At 42.0% G+C, this 15,240-nt stretch carries 12 protein-coding genes; 6 read left to right on the forward strand and 6 right to left on the reverse strand.

Going from position 1 to position 15,240, the window contains the following annotated elements; genetic code table 11:
• Complete coding sequence (locus IE222_RS23320) at nucleotides 1-1,197, reverse strand: MFS transporter (RefSeq protein WP_191276786.1); 1,197 nt, start codon at nucleotides 1,195-1,197, stop codon at nucleotides 1-3.
• A gap of 247 nt (nucleotides 1,198-1,444) precedes the next feature.
• Nucleotides 1,445-1,897: a MarR family winged helix-turn-helix transcriptional regulator gene (locus tag IE222_RS23325; protein ID WP_191276787.1), complete on the reverse strand. Its 453-nt coding sequence runs from the start codon at nucleotides 1,895-1,897 to the stop codon at nucleotides 1,445-1,447.
• Nucleotides 1,898-2,123: 226 nt separating this feature from the next.
• Between IE222_RS23325 and IE222_RS23330 the strand changes: the two genes are divergently transcribed.
• Nucleotides 2,124-3,332, forward strand: coding sequence for a MalY/PatB family protein (locus IE222_RS23330; RefSeq protein WP_191276788.1), 1,209 nt, complete (start codon nucleotides 2,124-2,126; stop codon nucleotides 3,330-3,332).
• A gap of 140 nt (nucleotides 3,333-3,472) precedes the next feature.
• Here IE222_RS23330 and IE222_RS23335 read toward each other — a convergent pair whose 3' ends face one another.
• Nucleotides 3,473-4,711, reverse strand: a complete 1,239-nt coding sequence (locus IE222_RS23335) for a dicarboxylate/amino acid:cation symporter (protein WP_191276789.1) — start codon at nucleotides 4,709-4,711, stop codon at nucleotides 3,473-3,475.
• A gap of 325 nt (nucleotides 4,712-5,036) precedes the next feature.
• On the opposite strand from IE222_RS23335, the gene IE222_RS23340 reads away from it, so the two are divergent.
• Nucleotides 5,037-5,570 (forward strand): phosphatase PAP2 family protein, encoded by a 534-nt coding sequence (locus tag IE222_RS23340; protein ID WP_191276790.1) that lies wholly within the window; start codon nucleotides 5,037-5,039, stop codon nucleotides 5,568-5,570.
• Nucleotides 5,571-5,704: 134 nt separating this feature from the next.
• On the opposite strand, the gene IE222_RS23345 is transcribed toward IE222_RS23340, so the two are convergent.
• Nucleotides 5,705-6,847, reverse strand: a complete 1,143-nt coding sequence (locus IE222_RS23345) for a glycosyltransferase family 4 protein (protein WP_191276791.1) — start codon at nucleotides 6,845-6,847, stop codon at nucleotides 5,705-5,707.
• A 234-nt stretch (nucleotides 6,848-7,081) separates the two neighbouring features.
• Nucleotides 7,082-7,912, reverse strand: a complete 831-nt coding sequence (ypfJ, locus tag IE222_RS23350) for a KPN_02809 family neutral zinc metallopeptidase (RefSeq protein ID WP_191276792.1) — start codon at nucleotides 7,910-7,912, stop codon at nucleotides 7,082-7,084.
• 233 nt (nucleotides 7,913-8,145) lie between these two features.
• Between ypfJ and IE222_RS23355 the strand changes: the two genes are divergently transcribed.
• On the forward strand, nucleotides 8,146-10,233 hold the full coding sequence (locus IE222_RS23355; protein ID WP_191276793.1) for a GAF domain-containing sensor histidine kinase: 2,088 nt from the start codon (nucleotides 8,146-8,148) through the stop codon (nucleotides 10,231-10,233).
• Nucleotides 10,234-10,660: 427 nt separating this feature from the next.
• Here IE222_RS23355 and IE222_RS23360 read toward each other — a convergent pair whose 3' ends face one another.
• Nucleotides 10,661-11,452 (reverse strand): extracellular solute-binding protein, encoded by a 792-nt coding sequence (locus IE222_RS23360; RefSeq protein WP_191276794.1) that lies wholly within the window; start codon nucleotides 11,450-11,452, stop codon nucleotides 10,661-10,663.
• 268 nt (nucleotides 11,453-11,720) lie between these two features.
• Here IE222_RS23360 and IE222_RS23365 point away from each other — a divergent pair, with 268 nt between their 5' ends.
• The 3 genes from IE222_RS23365 to IE222_RS23375 all read left to right on the forward strand — a co-directional run bounded on the left by IE222_RS23365 (nucleotide 11,721) and on the right by IE222_RS23375 (nucleotide 15,196).
• Nucleotides 11,721-12,518, forward strand: coding sequence for a fumarylacetoacetate hydrolase family protein (locus tag IE222_RS23365; RefSeq protein WP_191276795.1), 798 nt, complete (start codon nucleotides 11,721-11,723; stop codon nucleotides 12,516-12,518).
• A 516-nt stretch (nucleotides 12,519-13,034) separates the two neighbouring features.
• The gene (locus IE222_RS23370; protein ID WP_223282867.1) at nucleotides 13,035-14,300 is read left to right on the forward strand and encodes an ATP-binding protein; all 1,266 of its coding nucleotides are present in this window, start codon (nucleotides 13,035-13,037) and stop codon (nucleotides 14,298-14,300) included.
• Nucleotides 14,301-14,302: 2 nt separating this feature from the next.
• Nucleotides 14,303-15,196: a response regulator gene (locus IE222_RS23375; protein ID WP_191276796.1), complete on the forward strand. Its 894-nt coding sequence runs from the start codon at nucleotides 14,303-14,305 to the stop codon at nucleotides 15,194-15,196.
• Nucleotides 15,197-15,240 lie beyond the last annotated feature (44 nt).

Raw genomic sequence — 15,240 nt, forward strand, 5'->3', positions numbered from 1 at the left:
TTAAACTTCCACCGCGTCTTTGACATCCCTTTTTCGAGAAGCGCCCAGCACAGATATCAACAATGCGATGAAAATCACCAAGAGCATCACGCTAATCGTGTAAAAGAAGCTGATGCCTTTTAAGTACTGAATCGTTAATCCCCCAATAAATGGACCGCTGATACTTCCAAGGCTGAACAGGATGCTGGCTAAAATATTTCCTGCCGGCAGAAGCTGCTTTGGCACGAGGTCCACCATATAGGAAATGCCAAGTGAGTAAGTGGAGCCGACAAACATTCCGGCAATAAATAGGCAAATGAACAAGCCGATGACGGATGCTTGAACTAAACCGGCAGCGGTAAAGGAAAGGAAGCCTAGAATCGTCACCAGGAACAGAATGTTCCTTCGTCCAAAACGGTCACTTAAAACCCCGAGCGGCAATTGGAACACAGTACTCCCAATTGCAAACGCTGGCAGAATGATGGAGACAGCTGGAAGGTCAATCCCTATTCTTAAAGCATAAACCGGAAAATTTCCATTTAATGATGCCTCTAAAAAGCCGTAGCTGAACGGAAACAGAAAAGCAATCCATGCGTATTTCCAAACCTTACTGAAGCGGCTGAAGGTACTAAAAAACGAACCGCCTTTTTGCTCCTGCTCAGGATATTCATTTTTTAAAAATAATAAAGTAAACCAAACTACTAAACTTAAACCTGCCGAAATCATGAATGGCAAGGCTTCATGAATCTCCAGTAACCTCGTCATGATCGGGCCGGCGCCAAATCCTAAGCCAAAGAATAAACCGTAAATAGCAATATTACGCCCTCTCTTATTTTTAGGAGAAAAAGCAGTAATCCATGTTTGCGAACCAAAATGAAGCATATTATTCCCGATTCCAATCAGCAGCCTCAGTACAAACCAAAACCAAATCGATTTCCATAGTGGAAAAAGGGCAAGTGAGAGAACAACTGTTAACCCGCCAAACAGGATGATGGGCTTATAGCCGTATCGGTGTAATGGTGCCTCCATAAATGGGGCGGCGAGTAACATCCCAAGATAAAGTCCTGTTGCATGAAGCCCATTAAGAGAAGAGGAAACCCCATCTTGCTCAAAAATAATCGCGAGAAGCGGCATTAACATCCCTTGGGTAAATCCCGAAATCGCAACCATGGCCACTAAAATTTTAAATCGATGCTTGGCAGAAAACGAATCATTCATTGCATACACCTTTCAAATAAGAAAACAGTAAAAGCCGAATCTCCTCCAAAAATAAATGAGGAATCGGCTTTTTATTTTCAATAATAATCTTGAAACTGAAAGTAGTTTAGCACCTAAACTATATGTCCGTCAATATTATTTTAATTGCATAGCGAAAAAAGGCGTAACCAGCTGGAATTCTGGTTATGCCTGAAAAATCGTAATTGTTCTCTTTGAAAGTTCCCTCTTATGAAGCAAGCTCTATGTCTCATTTACTTTTTATATTATCTCGTAAAATAGTGGATATTTTTAAGTAGGTTGAAAAGTCCTCAGCTGTAAATTGACCTAGTTTGTTTAATAGCTGGGAGTATTCATCTTGGTCTAATTCTTTGTGGAAGTTGTATACCTTTTTACCTTTTTCGGTTAATTCTATAATAACTTCTCTTTGGTTAGTAGGGTTTTTGTATTTAACAGCCAGATCCTTCTTAATTAGTTTATCAACCATTTGTGAGATCGCACCTTTGGTTTTGTTTGTAAGGCGGGCGAGTTCTGAAGTATTGGTATGCTGGTGATTTCCTATCAAATTAATTGTATGCGCTTCTACCATAAAGAGATCGTCATCTGTTCCATACTTCCTGGGGATACTTTCATAGCTGCTAATTTTTCGAGATATCTCATAAAGAGTTTCCATCAGCTCATAAAAAATATCTTCTCGATTCATTGTTTCTCCTTAAAATTCGTTTTCTTCATCAGATTTGTTAACCGTATTATACCATACTCCTCTATCATTCATGTCTGGGAGGAGTATTAGCAGACAATATCCCTTAGTTAAAAAATTCAAAAAAATTGATGATATTACAGTTTAGGTGATAAACTATTTTTATTAGATTATGTAAAGGCGTTTTAATTTTCAACTCATTGATAGTTAAAGGAAAGGGGAAGAAAAGGTGAAATACAATTTTGATGAAGTCATAAATCGTAGAAATACCTATTCATTGAAATGGGATGGAGAAGAGCTTATTAAAGAAACCGGTTTTACTGAAAGATATGATGAGGAAACCATCCCATTATTTACAGCGGATATGGATTTGCCAGTACCACAGCCATTAATCGACGCCTTGCATAAAACAGTGGATCACCGAATTTTTGGCTACTCCGTTTTTCCTAAGGAATATTATGAAGCGATTCAACATTGGTTTAAGAAGCGACATAATTGGGAGATCAAGAAAGAGGAGATTGTCTACAGTCCGGGAACGGTCCATGCCTTGAATATCGCAGTTCGCACCTTTACCGAGCCTGGTGATGGAGTCATCATTCAGCGGCCGGTATACCCTCCATTTACTGCAGCGGTAGAAGGCAATGGAAGGCAAGTCATGAACAATGCCCTCAAATGTGACAATGACGGTTATTACACGATTGATTTTGATGATTTTGAAGAAAAAGCAAAAGATGAAAAAACAAAAATGTTTATTTTATGCAACCCACACAATCCAGTAGGAAGAATTTTTAACAAAGAGGAGCTTCAACGACTTTCAGATATTTGTGCAAAACACAATGTTTTGATCGTGGCGGATGAGATTCATGGTGACTTAATCAGACGGGATCAAACCTTTATCCCTCTGGCAAAAGCGGCGAGGAACACGGACAATATAATCACCTTTACAGCGATTAATAAAACATTTAATGTTGCGGGCCTTCATTGTACGAATGTGATTATCTCTAATCCGGAGCTTAGGAAAACATATGCGGCAACATTGGGCCTGCAGCTGCCATCGCCATTCACCATTGCGGCTCTGATTGCAGTATACAACGAGGGTGAGGATTGGTTAGCGCAGTTGAAGGAATATATTGATGGCACGATGGAATGGGTAGAAACCTTCTTAGCTGAAAGAATGCCCAAGGTAAAAGTAAGAATCCCAGAAGGAACGTATGTGATGTGGATGGACTTCAGCGGGTATGGTTTATCGCCTGAGGAGGTTCATGATCGTATTTATCACAGAGCGAACGTCCTGTTAGAAGACGGGCATTTGTTCGGGGAGGAAGGTTTACACTATCAAAGAATTTGTATTCCATCTCCTAGACCGATTATCAAGGAAGCGTTTGAAAGAATCGCAAGGGAATTCGCCGACCTGCCTCTGTCTAAAAAGGAACAATAATAAGGATCGGCATTGGCCCACAGTGTAAACGCATTGAACGCCTAAGGCCAAGAATATGGAAACAAAGGGACGGTTCTCCTGCTTCGTTCGCTGTACGAAAGAAGCGGAAGAACTGTCTTTTGGTTTAATCCCAAGTCTGCTTATGCTGTCATTTTCCCTTTGCTGAAAGGTTTTGTGGCAGCTTTTCGTTCCCATTGATCAAGCAGGGCAGCATTTGCTGTATTTCCGAATACATTTAAAAGTGTTCTGAAGCCATCGGTTAGACGGTCGATGCCGGCGACAATGGCGATGCCTTCAAGGGGAAGATTCGCTGCTGTTAATACGGTAGACATCATGATAATGCCAGCTCCAGGCACTCCTGCTGTACTAAATGAAACCACGATCGAACTAATCATAATCGTTGCAATTAGAAGCGGCGTTAATTTGACATCGAACAGCTGGGCCACAAACAATGCGTTAAACCCTTGTAAAATACAAGCGCCATCTCTTTTTAAGGCAGTCCCCAGCGGAATAGCAAAACTAGCAATCTCGTCTTTCATTTTAAAATGACGCTGAGCATTTTCAATCGCCACAGGCAGGGCGGCATTGGAACTGGCGGTGCCAAAAGCAATTCCGAAAGTGGGCGAGAAGCTTTTCCAAAAACGTGCAGGAGAAACTTTGCACACAAATAAAATAAGTGAATAGGCAGCCAGCATGATGCCAATCGCCAAAACTAAGCCTAGTATGTACATAATCAGTTTTTGTACCAAGCCAAATCCTTGTGTGGCGATAACCGAACTAATTAACGCAAAAACCCCAATCGGTGAGAGCTTCAATATAACGCCGGTAATTTTTTCAATAATATGATGGAAGCTTTCGATAAAGGATAGGAATGGTTTTCCTTTATCACCTGCAAGGCGTAAGCCAATGATGATAAGAATCGCTGTGAAAATGATTTGTAATAGGTTGCCGGTTGAAAAAGCTTCAAACGGATTCGAAGGAATAATCGAAATCAACCAGTCTAAGATTCCTTGGCCTTCAGGCGCTTCCTGGGCACTGAGCTTCCCGACATCACCCACCGCGGCTCCAGGTTTTAACACAGAAGCTGTCGCCATTCCAATGAGAAGGGCGATGATGTTTGTAAAAATATAGAGAGTTAATAGTTTCCAAGTCAGGCGGCCGACTTTTTCAGTATTCTTAATGCTTAAAAATCCTACAATCAGTGATGTAAACACTATAGGCACAACAACAAACTGAATAATTCTAAGAAACCCTTTCCCTACCGGTGATAGGACATATTGATCCAGCGCAGGCACGGCACTTGGAAAAAATCCATTTAAAATGGCACCAAAGAAAATACCGAGCACCAGGCTGACTGTAATTTTTGTAGAAAGCTTCATAATTTTACCTCCGTTTATTCATATGCGATTTATCGGATTTAATATTGGCTTAACTATAGTAAAGAAAATTGTGGTTGTCAAGGGGGATATGCTAATTCTTCTGAATATTTTGGAGATAAGTGGTTTTTCGAGATTGTATAAGAGTAGATGGAGATATTTGTATTTGTTCTGCATTAATCTTTACATGTTTTTAACACAGGGTTTAAAATAGTTCCTTATTTCCTCTATATAATGAATATAAAGAGATGATATTGCTTTCGCGGGTCAGCAATTGCCCGGAAGTCAGCGTGGGGGATTAGTTCCATTTTTTAAGGGGGATTTGTTGATGACAAGAATTATCGATGTACTTTATGGTTTTGAGTGCCGCATCTTCCAGAAGATTAACGGTCACTTTGAACGGGTGTGGCTGAATTTATTTTTTCGTACGGTTACACATCTAGGCGGAGCAAGATTCACCATTTCAGCTGTCGTTCTGCTTTATCTCATAGCATGGTCCAAGGAACTTCGCCTTCTTGCCATTGCCAGTGCCCTTGCTTTAGCATCAAGTCATATACCGGTGCATATTGTGAAAATGCTGTTCCCAAGGAAAAGACCCTATTTAGCTCTGGAAAAAACAATGTTTCCAGAAAACCCATTAAAGGATCATTCTTTTCCTTCAGGTCATACAACAGCCATCTTCGCGATTATAACACCTTATATCATATCTATGCCTCAGATTTCCTTCATCCTTATCCTGATTGGACTAAGTGTAGGAATATCCCGAATTTACCTCGGATTACACTACCCTTCAGACGTTATTGCAGGTGCTCTTCTTGGCGCATGCACCGGGGGAGTAAGCTATTTTTTATTATGTGTTTAATGAAAGCAAGGGGACGGTTCTTGTGTTTCCCCAGCTGCGTTTGAGGCGCCATCCAGAAAAATGGATGGCGTCTCTGGTTTTTTTGAGCGTAAAAGTTTTATGACAGTTGGCAGGGAATCAACGATCGAAAATAGTCAGGCGAATTTTTGAAAGTTTGTACCCTCTAAAACGGATTGATACTGCCAGAGTAAATGGTCGAATATCGTATCCCAGTTTTGAGTGAGGGCATAATTTCGCCCTTCGCTTCCAAACTTCTTCCTCAGACAGTCATTACTAATTAATTTGATGATGGCGTCTGTAAACTCTACTGCATTGCCTGTTTCGCATAAAAAACCAGTTACCCCATGCTTGATGATATTTTTAACGCCGCCGGAATTTGCCGTAATGGCAGGCGTTCCGCTTGCTAAAGCTTCAATTACGACATTTCCAAAGGTTTCGGTAGGAGAGGGGAAAACAAATAAGTCAGATGCGGAATAAATTTCAGCTAGAGCTTCTCCGGTTAGGTATCCTGTAAATGTCATATTAGCAGGAGATTGTGCTTCCATTTCTGCCTTTAGCGGCCCGTCCCCAACTATTAGCCATTGAACTTGTTCATTGATCTCAGCTGGAAGCGCATTTGCTACAGCCATAAGGGTTTTGATGTCTTTTTCCGGAGCCAGCCTGCCAACAAAGGTCAGCACGTATTTTCTTGAAACCCCGTGTTGCTTGCGAATTGCCTCATTCCCATAGTAAGGATGAAACAGTTCACAATCTACTCCGTGCGGCCAAATTTCCAAGTTAGCAAACCCATGAAGAGTGAGCTGGGTTAATGTTTCGTGGGAAGGGACAAATATTTTCTTACATGGCTTATGAAACCATTTCATGTATTTCCAAAGAATGTGGGAAAGTAATTGCAGTTCATAGAATTGTAAGTAATGATCAAAATCGGTGTGATAGGAGGCTACTAGCGGAATTGCTAATTTTTTTGCAAGATAGATACCGCAAAGTCCCATGTTAAATGGTGTCGCGACATGGATGATATCAGGAGAGAAGGCCTCTAATTCTGCTTTTAATTGAAACATGTTAGGCAAAGCCAGGCGGCACTCCGGATATAAGAAAAAGGACCAGCTTTTAAATCGGCGGATATTGGATGAAATGTACTCAGTTGAATCCGAATTTGGTGCAAAGACTTTATAGGAAATGTTTTGTTTTTCTAGATAGCTGGTAAAGTGTTTTAGTGTTCTCGCCACTCCATTGATATCCGGATAATAGGTATCCGTAAAAATAGCAATTTTCATCGTCTTTTCCTCCTCAATAAAATAAAGAATGCCGCAAGCAGAGACCATTTCAATCATCTCATGTCTGTTCCTCTTTATTCTATTAGATAACCGTTACCGATCTTCTTAAGAGAAGGTTAAACAATTGTAAAGATTGTGTATGCAAATGCTATTGTGTAAAGGGCAACATTATGGGGACAGTTTTTCCTGCTTCCTTTACTCTGGTAAAAAAAGCGCAAAAACTGTCCCCATGTTTTATAGGTTCCCGGCTTTGAAGGTGTCTCCGCCTTCGATAGTACCGTTTTGAAACCCTTTGTAGAACCAGCGTTTTCTTTGTTCGGATGTGCCGTGGGTGAAGCTGTCTGGGACGACGTAGCCTTGGGATTTTTTCTGGATGTTGTCATCACCGACGGCTTTTGCGGCATTGAGCGCTTCTTCCAGGTCGCCTTTTTCAAGGTAGCCCTCGCCTTGTACGTGGTGGGCCCAAACGCCGGCTAAATAGTCCGCCTGTAATTCAAATCTGACGGAGTATTCGTTGGTCCGTCTTTGAGCTGCTGGAGTCTGTTCTCCTAGGTGCAAGATTGTTTGGACGTGGTGGCCAACTTCATGCGCAATCACATAGGCCATTGCAAAGTCACCAGGGGCCTGAAATCGGTCCTTTAGCTCCTGATAAAAGCTTAAGTCGATATAGAGTTTATGGTCACCGGGGCAATAAAATGGCCCAACCGCTGAACTTGCCGACCCGCAGGCTGACTGCACGCTGCCGCTGAACAATACAAGCTTAGGATTTTCATATTCCAGGCCTTTCTTTTTAAAAACCTCAGACCAGACATCCTCGGTATCTGCGAGAACAACTGAAACAAATTCTTTTAATTCCTTCTCCTGAGCAGATTCCTCGTATGGGACGTTAGTATTAGAGCCATCATTCGAGGACATGTTATTAATCAAATCTCCAGGATTACCGCCAAGGAGCGTGAAGAGGAGAATAATGATGACTCCGCCGATACCACCGCCAAATACCATCTTACCGCCCATGCCTCTTCGGTCTTCCACGTTTGAACTCTCCCGTCTTCCTTTCCACTTCATCATTTTTCCTCCCTCCGCATTATGTCTTATACCATTACCATAGTGTTATACCCACATAAGGGGAAATATATGAAGCATGGGCCCGATTTTGAAACAGCCTCTATTTATTTTTCATTGAAAAACAATATTTCGTGAAATTCTTTATTCCTTGCAAGAGTTTTTATGTAAAATAAGGTAAAAGAGAATTTAAAAGACTAGGATGTTTAACTTGTATATGTTAGGAGACCGTACGAATGGTGAGGGAACAGACGAGGTATTCTCGGTTAGCGGATATAACAAAAATCATAAATGCAAAAATAGAATTACGTGAAGTATTACAATATGTAACCTGCGCGATATCGGAAGAAATTGTTCAATGTCATGCAGTAGGGATTTTTTTGCCGAGCGAAGACGGTAAGTTTAGTGCATTTGCGGGGAAGCCTGAATCCATTGAAGGTGAAACGCTTGATTCGCAGGTCATAGATCCTAAAACAGATTTATTAGCTAGGGAAGTGATTGAAACAAGAAAAACTATTTATATTCCGGATGCCTCAAAGGATCCCCGGCCAAACAAGCGATCTGTCGAAGCTTTTAAAATTAAATCTATATTAGCTTTGCCAATCTCATTTGAGCAGGAGTTGTTTGGTCTAGTTTTTTTATTTGATTTTGGAACACCCATGAATCTGAGTGAATTCCAAATTCAAAGTGTGGAAGCCTATGTGAACATGGCAGCAGTTGCGATTCGAAATGCGAAGAATTTTACACAAAAGGAAACCTTAATTGCTGAAAAACAGTTGTTACTGGATGCGACACGTGATTTATCGATGTGTTCCTCCATACAGGAAAGTCTTGATAAATGTTTTTTTTACCTAGGGAAAATTCTAGACAGCCAGTATATGGTGGCTTACATTTTAGACCCGGTAGACAAAAAGACTATCAAATCAGCGAAGTTAAGGTATGAAAATGATTGGACAGAAGCAGAGTGGCTGAGGAACTATATGAATAGTGTAATGGACAAATATGATAATTCCTTCATTCGAAAGGTTATCAAAACAAAGGACGTGTACTTCATTCCCGACGCTTTGGCAGATAAAAGTATAGATGATGAGATTTGCCGTCGTTTCAATGTTAGGAATTTACTCTTGATTCCGTTGATTTCTACGGGAGAGGTTTTAGGGATCATAACGGTGATCAATATTGAAAGAAAAGGTCATTCCCCACAATCTCAAATTCAATTGGCCCATTCGATTGTTGATGCCACGGCCCCTACGTTTGCGAATTTACTCTATATGGATCAGCTTGAAAATATGGTAGAGGAGCGAACAAAGGAGCTGGCGGCAGCGAATGAGAAAGTGACAAGTGTGATTGAAAGTATTACCGATGGATTTTTTGCATTGAATAAAGAATGGGAATTTATTTATATCAATAAACACCAGTATTTACCACAAGGGAAAGCGGCCATAGATGTATTAGGCAAGAAAATCTGGGAGGTCTTCCCAGAAGCTAGGGATACGGTCATGCATAAAGAATTTTGTCGGGCAATGGTAGAGCGAATTCCAGTACAGTTCGAAATTGCTGCACCCTCTGATGATTATTTTCACGAAGTCGTGGCTTATCCGTTTGATGAGGGAATTTGTTGTCTTTTTAAAGATATCACGGAAAAAAAGAAATATGAGAAGGAATTAAAAAGGTTATCCAGTTTAGAGTTAATCGGACAAATGGCAGCAGGAATCAGTCACGAGATTCGGAATCCAATGACAACCGTAAGAGGATTTTTACAGTTTTTAAAAAAAGACAAACATAATAGGAATCAAGATTATTACTTTGATCTCATGATTGAAGAGCTGGATCGTGCGAATTCGATTATCACAGAATTTCTTTCAATAGGGAATACAAGGACATCAGATGTGCAGATGTTAGATTTAAATTCGATAATTTATGATATGGCGCCGTTAATTAAGATTGATGCATCTAGTCAAAATAAATCGATTAATATCATAACAGAGGAGATCCCTGAGCTGCTTTTAAATCGAAATGAAATACGACAATTATTGATCAACCTTTGCCGTAATGGCTTAGAAGCGATGAGCCCAGAGAAAGTTTTAACCATCCGAACCTATAAAGATTGTGATCATCGTGTAATTCTTGCGGTTCAAGATCAAGGAGAAGGCATTAAGACTGAAATTGTTGAAAAATTAGGAACCCCCTTCTTCACGACGAAAGATAATGGCACTGGCCTAGGGCTAGGTGTTTGCTATGCCATCGCAGCCCGCCATCATGCTGAAATTGATATTCAAACAGGACCAGAAGGCACCACTTTTAGTGTGAGATTTAAATATTAGGAGCGGGGACGTCCTTGAAACATGTGCTTCATTAAAGAGTCGAGGGCCTTAGCCGGATGAAGGCCAAACCTGGCAGGGCCCAGTTCCGAAATGTCCTTCATAAGCTGGATGAAGGACAAACCTAGCTTGTCCTAGGCACAAAAAGGTCTTCATAAATGGGATGAAGGCCAAACCTGGCAGGGCCCAGGCACAAAAAGGTCTTCATTAGCTGGATGAAGGCCAAACCTAGCATGGCCAAGGCACAAAATGTCCTTCATAAGCGGGATGAAGACCAAACCAGCGGTGACGCAAGCACAAAAAGGTCTTCATAAACCGGATGAAGACCAAAAATGGTCTACGAAACAAGTGAAAATGTCTTTAACATAAAAAACCTCAAGAAAATTCTTGAGGTTGATTTTTTAGAGGGGGTGAACCATCTTATACACATCTATTTCCATCCCCACTTTTGAAATATCTCATGGGATCCTTCGGTTTTTAGATAGTCAACGAATTGTTGGGCTTCCTTTTTGTTATCCGTGATGGTGGTAAGAGCGATAGGGGTGCCTCTGTACAGCTTCTCCGCTTCCGGCAGTTCCACTAAATCGGTAACGTCCGCAAGTCTGTAGTGCCAGGATTCATATGTAATCCACGCATCAAGCTTGGAATTGGATTTCCATAATTCAATCGCTTCGGCACTGGATTTTACGGAAATATCGATATTTTGGCTGATGCCGCCAATTAGTCCTTTTCTGCCTGCCAAGTCCTCCCATAATCCAAGCTGACCGGCACCATTGACATCGACGATTTTCACTCCGCTTTTAGTTAAATCTTCAAGCGAATGAATTTTTTTCGGATTCCCTTTTCGGACTAAAATCCCTGCCGCCCGCGGATATAATTCCGTCAATGCTTTTTCATTAATCATCTCCGGATTGCTGAGCATAAAGCTGCGAAGCATGTACTCGGATCCACCGTAAATGATGTCAGCGTCTTGTTTGGCGCTGCCAATCCAATTCGCTTCTGGTCCGGCCGTCACGACCACTTTAATTCCAGTTTCAGCAGTGAATTTTTCAGCAGCTTCCTTCATTGGCCCCAGCGGTCCGCCTGGGCCATATACCCTGATTACGCCATCGTTCTTTGTGGCCTCAGATCCTGATGATTGATTCATGTTCGCATATACTGATATTCCGGCAGCCGTGAGCAAAAGCAAAAAGAATGCCCCAATTAACAACGTTTTTTTCATTTTCATTCCTCCATTTATTTATATTTTCAGTATAGGAAACGAAGAAAGGAACAAAACGGTTCGAAACAAAATAAAAAAATATTTTAACACGGGGGAATTAGACTGCGTGCATTGTTCTCTTCAAAAGGAAACCTGTGTAGAACCGTCCTTATATTTCAAACATTTGGAAAGAAAATATGGTGGAATTTAATAAGAAGAAGGAAGAACTATATGTTATAATCAGCAGGCAGGTAAGATTCATCAAGTTAAAGAAGGGGTTCGCGTGGTTATGCAGGTGCTTCAAAAAACACAAACAATAGTACGCTATCAGAAAGATAACGGTAGTATTTTTTATGGAATTGTCGAGGATGATGAGATTTTACAATTATCCAGCAGTTTTACTGAAATAGTTAATAATGAATTAGAGTTTGATGGTGAAAGAGTTAAATATAGCGATGTGAAGATTTTGGAGCCGGTAGTACCCTCTAAAATCGTTAATTTTGGCTGGACGTATGCTGAGCATGCAAAAGAGACTGGCGGGACTGCACATCTCAAAGAACCGTTTTTGTTTTTAAAACCGACGTCTTCCATGATTCCAGATCAAGGGGAAATCGTCCTTCCATCAAGCGATTTAACGCAGCAGGTGGAATTGGAGGGGGAAGTCGCACTCATTATTGGGAAGCGGGCTAAAAACGTAAAAGAAGAAGAGGCATTGGATTATGTTTTTGGCTGCACGATCTTTAATGATGTAACGGCTAGAGATCTTACTAAATCAGATCCACAGTTCACAAGGGGGAAAGGATTTGATACGTTTGGTCCGTTGGGCCCTTGTATTGTGAAAGGTTTAGATCCGACAAACTTACGAATCGTGACCAAGTTAAACGGAAAAGTTGTACAAGACGGTAATACAAATCAAATGTCACTTTCTATTCCTTTCCTCATCAGCTGGATTTCACAGGTGATGACACTGGAGCCAGGTGATGTGTTGGCAACTGGATCTCCTTCAGGAAGCTGCCCAATGAAATCGGGAGACACTGTCGTTGTAGAGGTTGAGAATATTGGTAAGCTATGTAACTATGTAATATAAACAATGAAGCATGGGGACATTTCTTGTGTTTCCTTTGTTGAAAATGGGGCGTCATCCGGAAAACGGATGGCGCCTCTGACTTTTTGTAGAGGAGAAACAGGATTTATTGTGCGCGCCAGAGCGAAGAATAGTCACCACTGTGCACATGGGCCCCTCCAAAGAGTGCGTCAGGGTGAAAAAAAGCCACCCCTGCGTACATGGGCTCCTCCGAAGAGCGCGTCAGGAAGAAAACCAGCCACCGCCGCGCACATGGGCCTCTCCAAAGAGCGCGTCAGGAAGAAAACCAGCCACCGCCGCGCACATGGGCCTCTTCAAAGATCGTGCCAGAGAGAAAACCGCCATCTCCCGCGCACATAGGCCTTCTAGGATTGATCATGACACCACTTATGACCCTACCAGAATTTTGTCAAAGATTGATAGTTTTTTAAATTATTGAAAATGATAAAATAGAGTGCGAAGGGTGGACGGTGGTACATGACACCACTCGAGACTGACCGAAAGGAGGTCTGTGTGTAATTGGTTTTACTAACTGAGCGTTTTTTCAGACATAATTGGCTAGTGATCATGGTGACGGCACTGTTGACGGCGCTGGCTGGTGAGGTGAAGCTGGTTCCGTTTGATGGAGATTTGTTCCGTTTTGGTTTGGGCAGTGTGACGTTTTTCCTGCTCATCCTCATTTGGCCGCCGGTATCGGTGCTCAAGACGGGGACGATTACTGGGCTGACCGTCGTTTGCTTTCGCCTTGTTTGGGATCTCTTTTTCGAAAACATACCGTTGACTGATAGTCTCATCAACCATTTGCCGGCCTTCCTATTTTATTTTCTATTTGCCCTGGGGCTTCATATTATTAAAGTTAACCGCTACAAAACCCGTCCGTTTGTTTTAGGGGCGTGGGCTGCCTTATTTGAATTTATTGGAAACGGAGCGGAGGAACTGATTCGGCAGGAGCTTCTTTATAAAACAAACCTTAGCTACGAAGAGTGGGCGATTGTCGCCGGCGTGGCCTTGCTGCGGAGTTATTTTGCTGTCGGGCTGTACGGCTCGATTATCGTTTCAGAACAAAAGAAACGAATGGAAGAAATGCTGCAGGTGGGGGCGGAGCTATATGTCGAAACCCTTTATTTAGAAAAATCAATCGATCATATTGAGCGAATTACGGCGTCCAGCCATGATTTATACCGAAAGTTAAAGCAAGATCGGCATGACCTTGGGTTGCAGGCACTTCATATTGCACAAGAGATTCATGAAGTCAAAAAGGACTCCCAGCGTATTTTATCAGGACTGACCAAGATTACAGAGCAAAAAAGGGAAAACGACTTTTCGCTGTCTGACCTCGTACATCTAATAGTTCTGGCAAATGAACGGTACAGCGAGCGGTTAAAAAAAGAAATCACGTTTCATGTCAAGCAGGAGGTTCATTTTAAAACCGACCTGCCGATTCCGCTGCTTGCATTGCTAAATAACCTGACCGCCAATGCTGTCGAATCGATTGTGGAAAGCGGCGAGATTCAATTTGATATAGTTGAAAAAGGAGGAGAGATTTGTTTTTCAATTAAAGATACAGGCATGGGTATTCCGGAGGAGGATGTTTCGATTGTGTTTGAGCCGGGATACACCACAAAGTTTAATGAAAAAGGTGTGGCGGCAACAGGAATTGGCCTTTCGCACGTACTCGACATTGTGCAGGCGTTTCAAGGGCGGATTCAAATTGAAACTCCGAAAACCGGGACGATTTTTCATGTGTGCCTGCCTGTCAACTCCATACGAAAGCGAGGGGACTAGCTATGCGTTTTTTTATCGTTGATGATGATAAGGTTTGCCGGACGATGTTAAAAAAAATAATTACCGACAGCGAGCTTGGCATGGTGATTGGGGAGGCGGAAAATGGCGGGGATGCGCTTTCGTCTGTCATGAGCCTAAGCCCGGACATTGTGCTGATTGATTGTTTGATGCCGGAAATGGACGGGATTGAAGCGATGGAGCAGCTGAAGCGGAAGGGATTTTCCGGCCAATTCATTATGATTTCTCAGATTGTCAACAAGGAAATGGTCGGGGAAGCATATCAGAAGGGTGTGGAGTTTTTCATCCACAAGCCGATTAACCGAGTCGAAGTGGAGAGTATTTTAAAAAGAACGGCTGAGCAGGCAAGACTAAAAAGTTCGCTGCAAACGATTCGCCAATCATTGGAGCAGATTGGTATCGCACAGCAGCCGCCAGGCAGGGACCGGCAATCGGTGAAAGATATTGTGCATTCGATTCTCCACCAAATGGGCGTTGTTGGCGAAGCGGGCAGCGAGGATATTGCAGCCATTATCGAATATCTGATCGATAGGAGTGACAGGCATGTGCAGCTGCCGCCGTTAAAGGATTTATACGAAGCGGCAGGGACCAAAAGGAAGGTTCGGAATGCCGATATGAAAAAGGAAGTTAAAGCTATTGAGCAGCGGATTCGCCGAACAATTTTAAGCGCAATCAACAATTTAGCTTCTTTAGGGGCGATTGATTTTACGAATGAAGCGTTTGAGTATTATGCGCCGCGTTATTTTGATTTTCAAGACATAAGGACTTACATGGTCTACATCCGTGATGAACGCCAAAATCCACCGAAAATCAAAATTAACATTCGCAAGTTTCTTCAGGTGCTGTATTTGGAGACATTAGAAAAATATAGTCGTTAAGTAATTTTTTCAGGTTGGTGGTTCTGCATTGCCCAAAAAAGAGG

The sequence above is a fragment of the Neobacillus kokaensis genome (genome assembly GCF_014656545.1).
In the GTDB taxonomy this organism is placed as follows: domain Bacteria; phylum Bacillota; class Bacilli; order Bacillales; family Cytobacillaceae; genus Neobacillus; species Neobacillus kokaensis.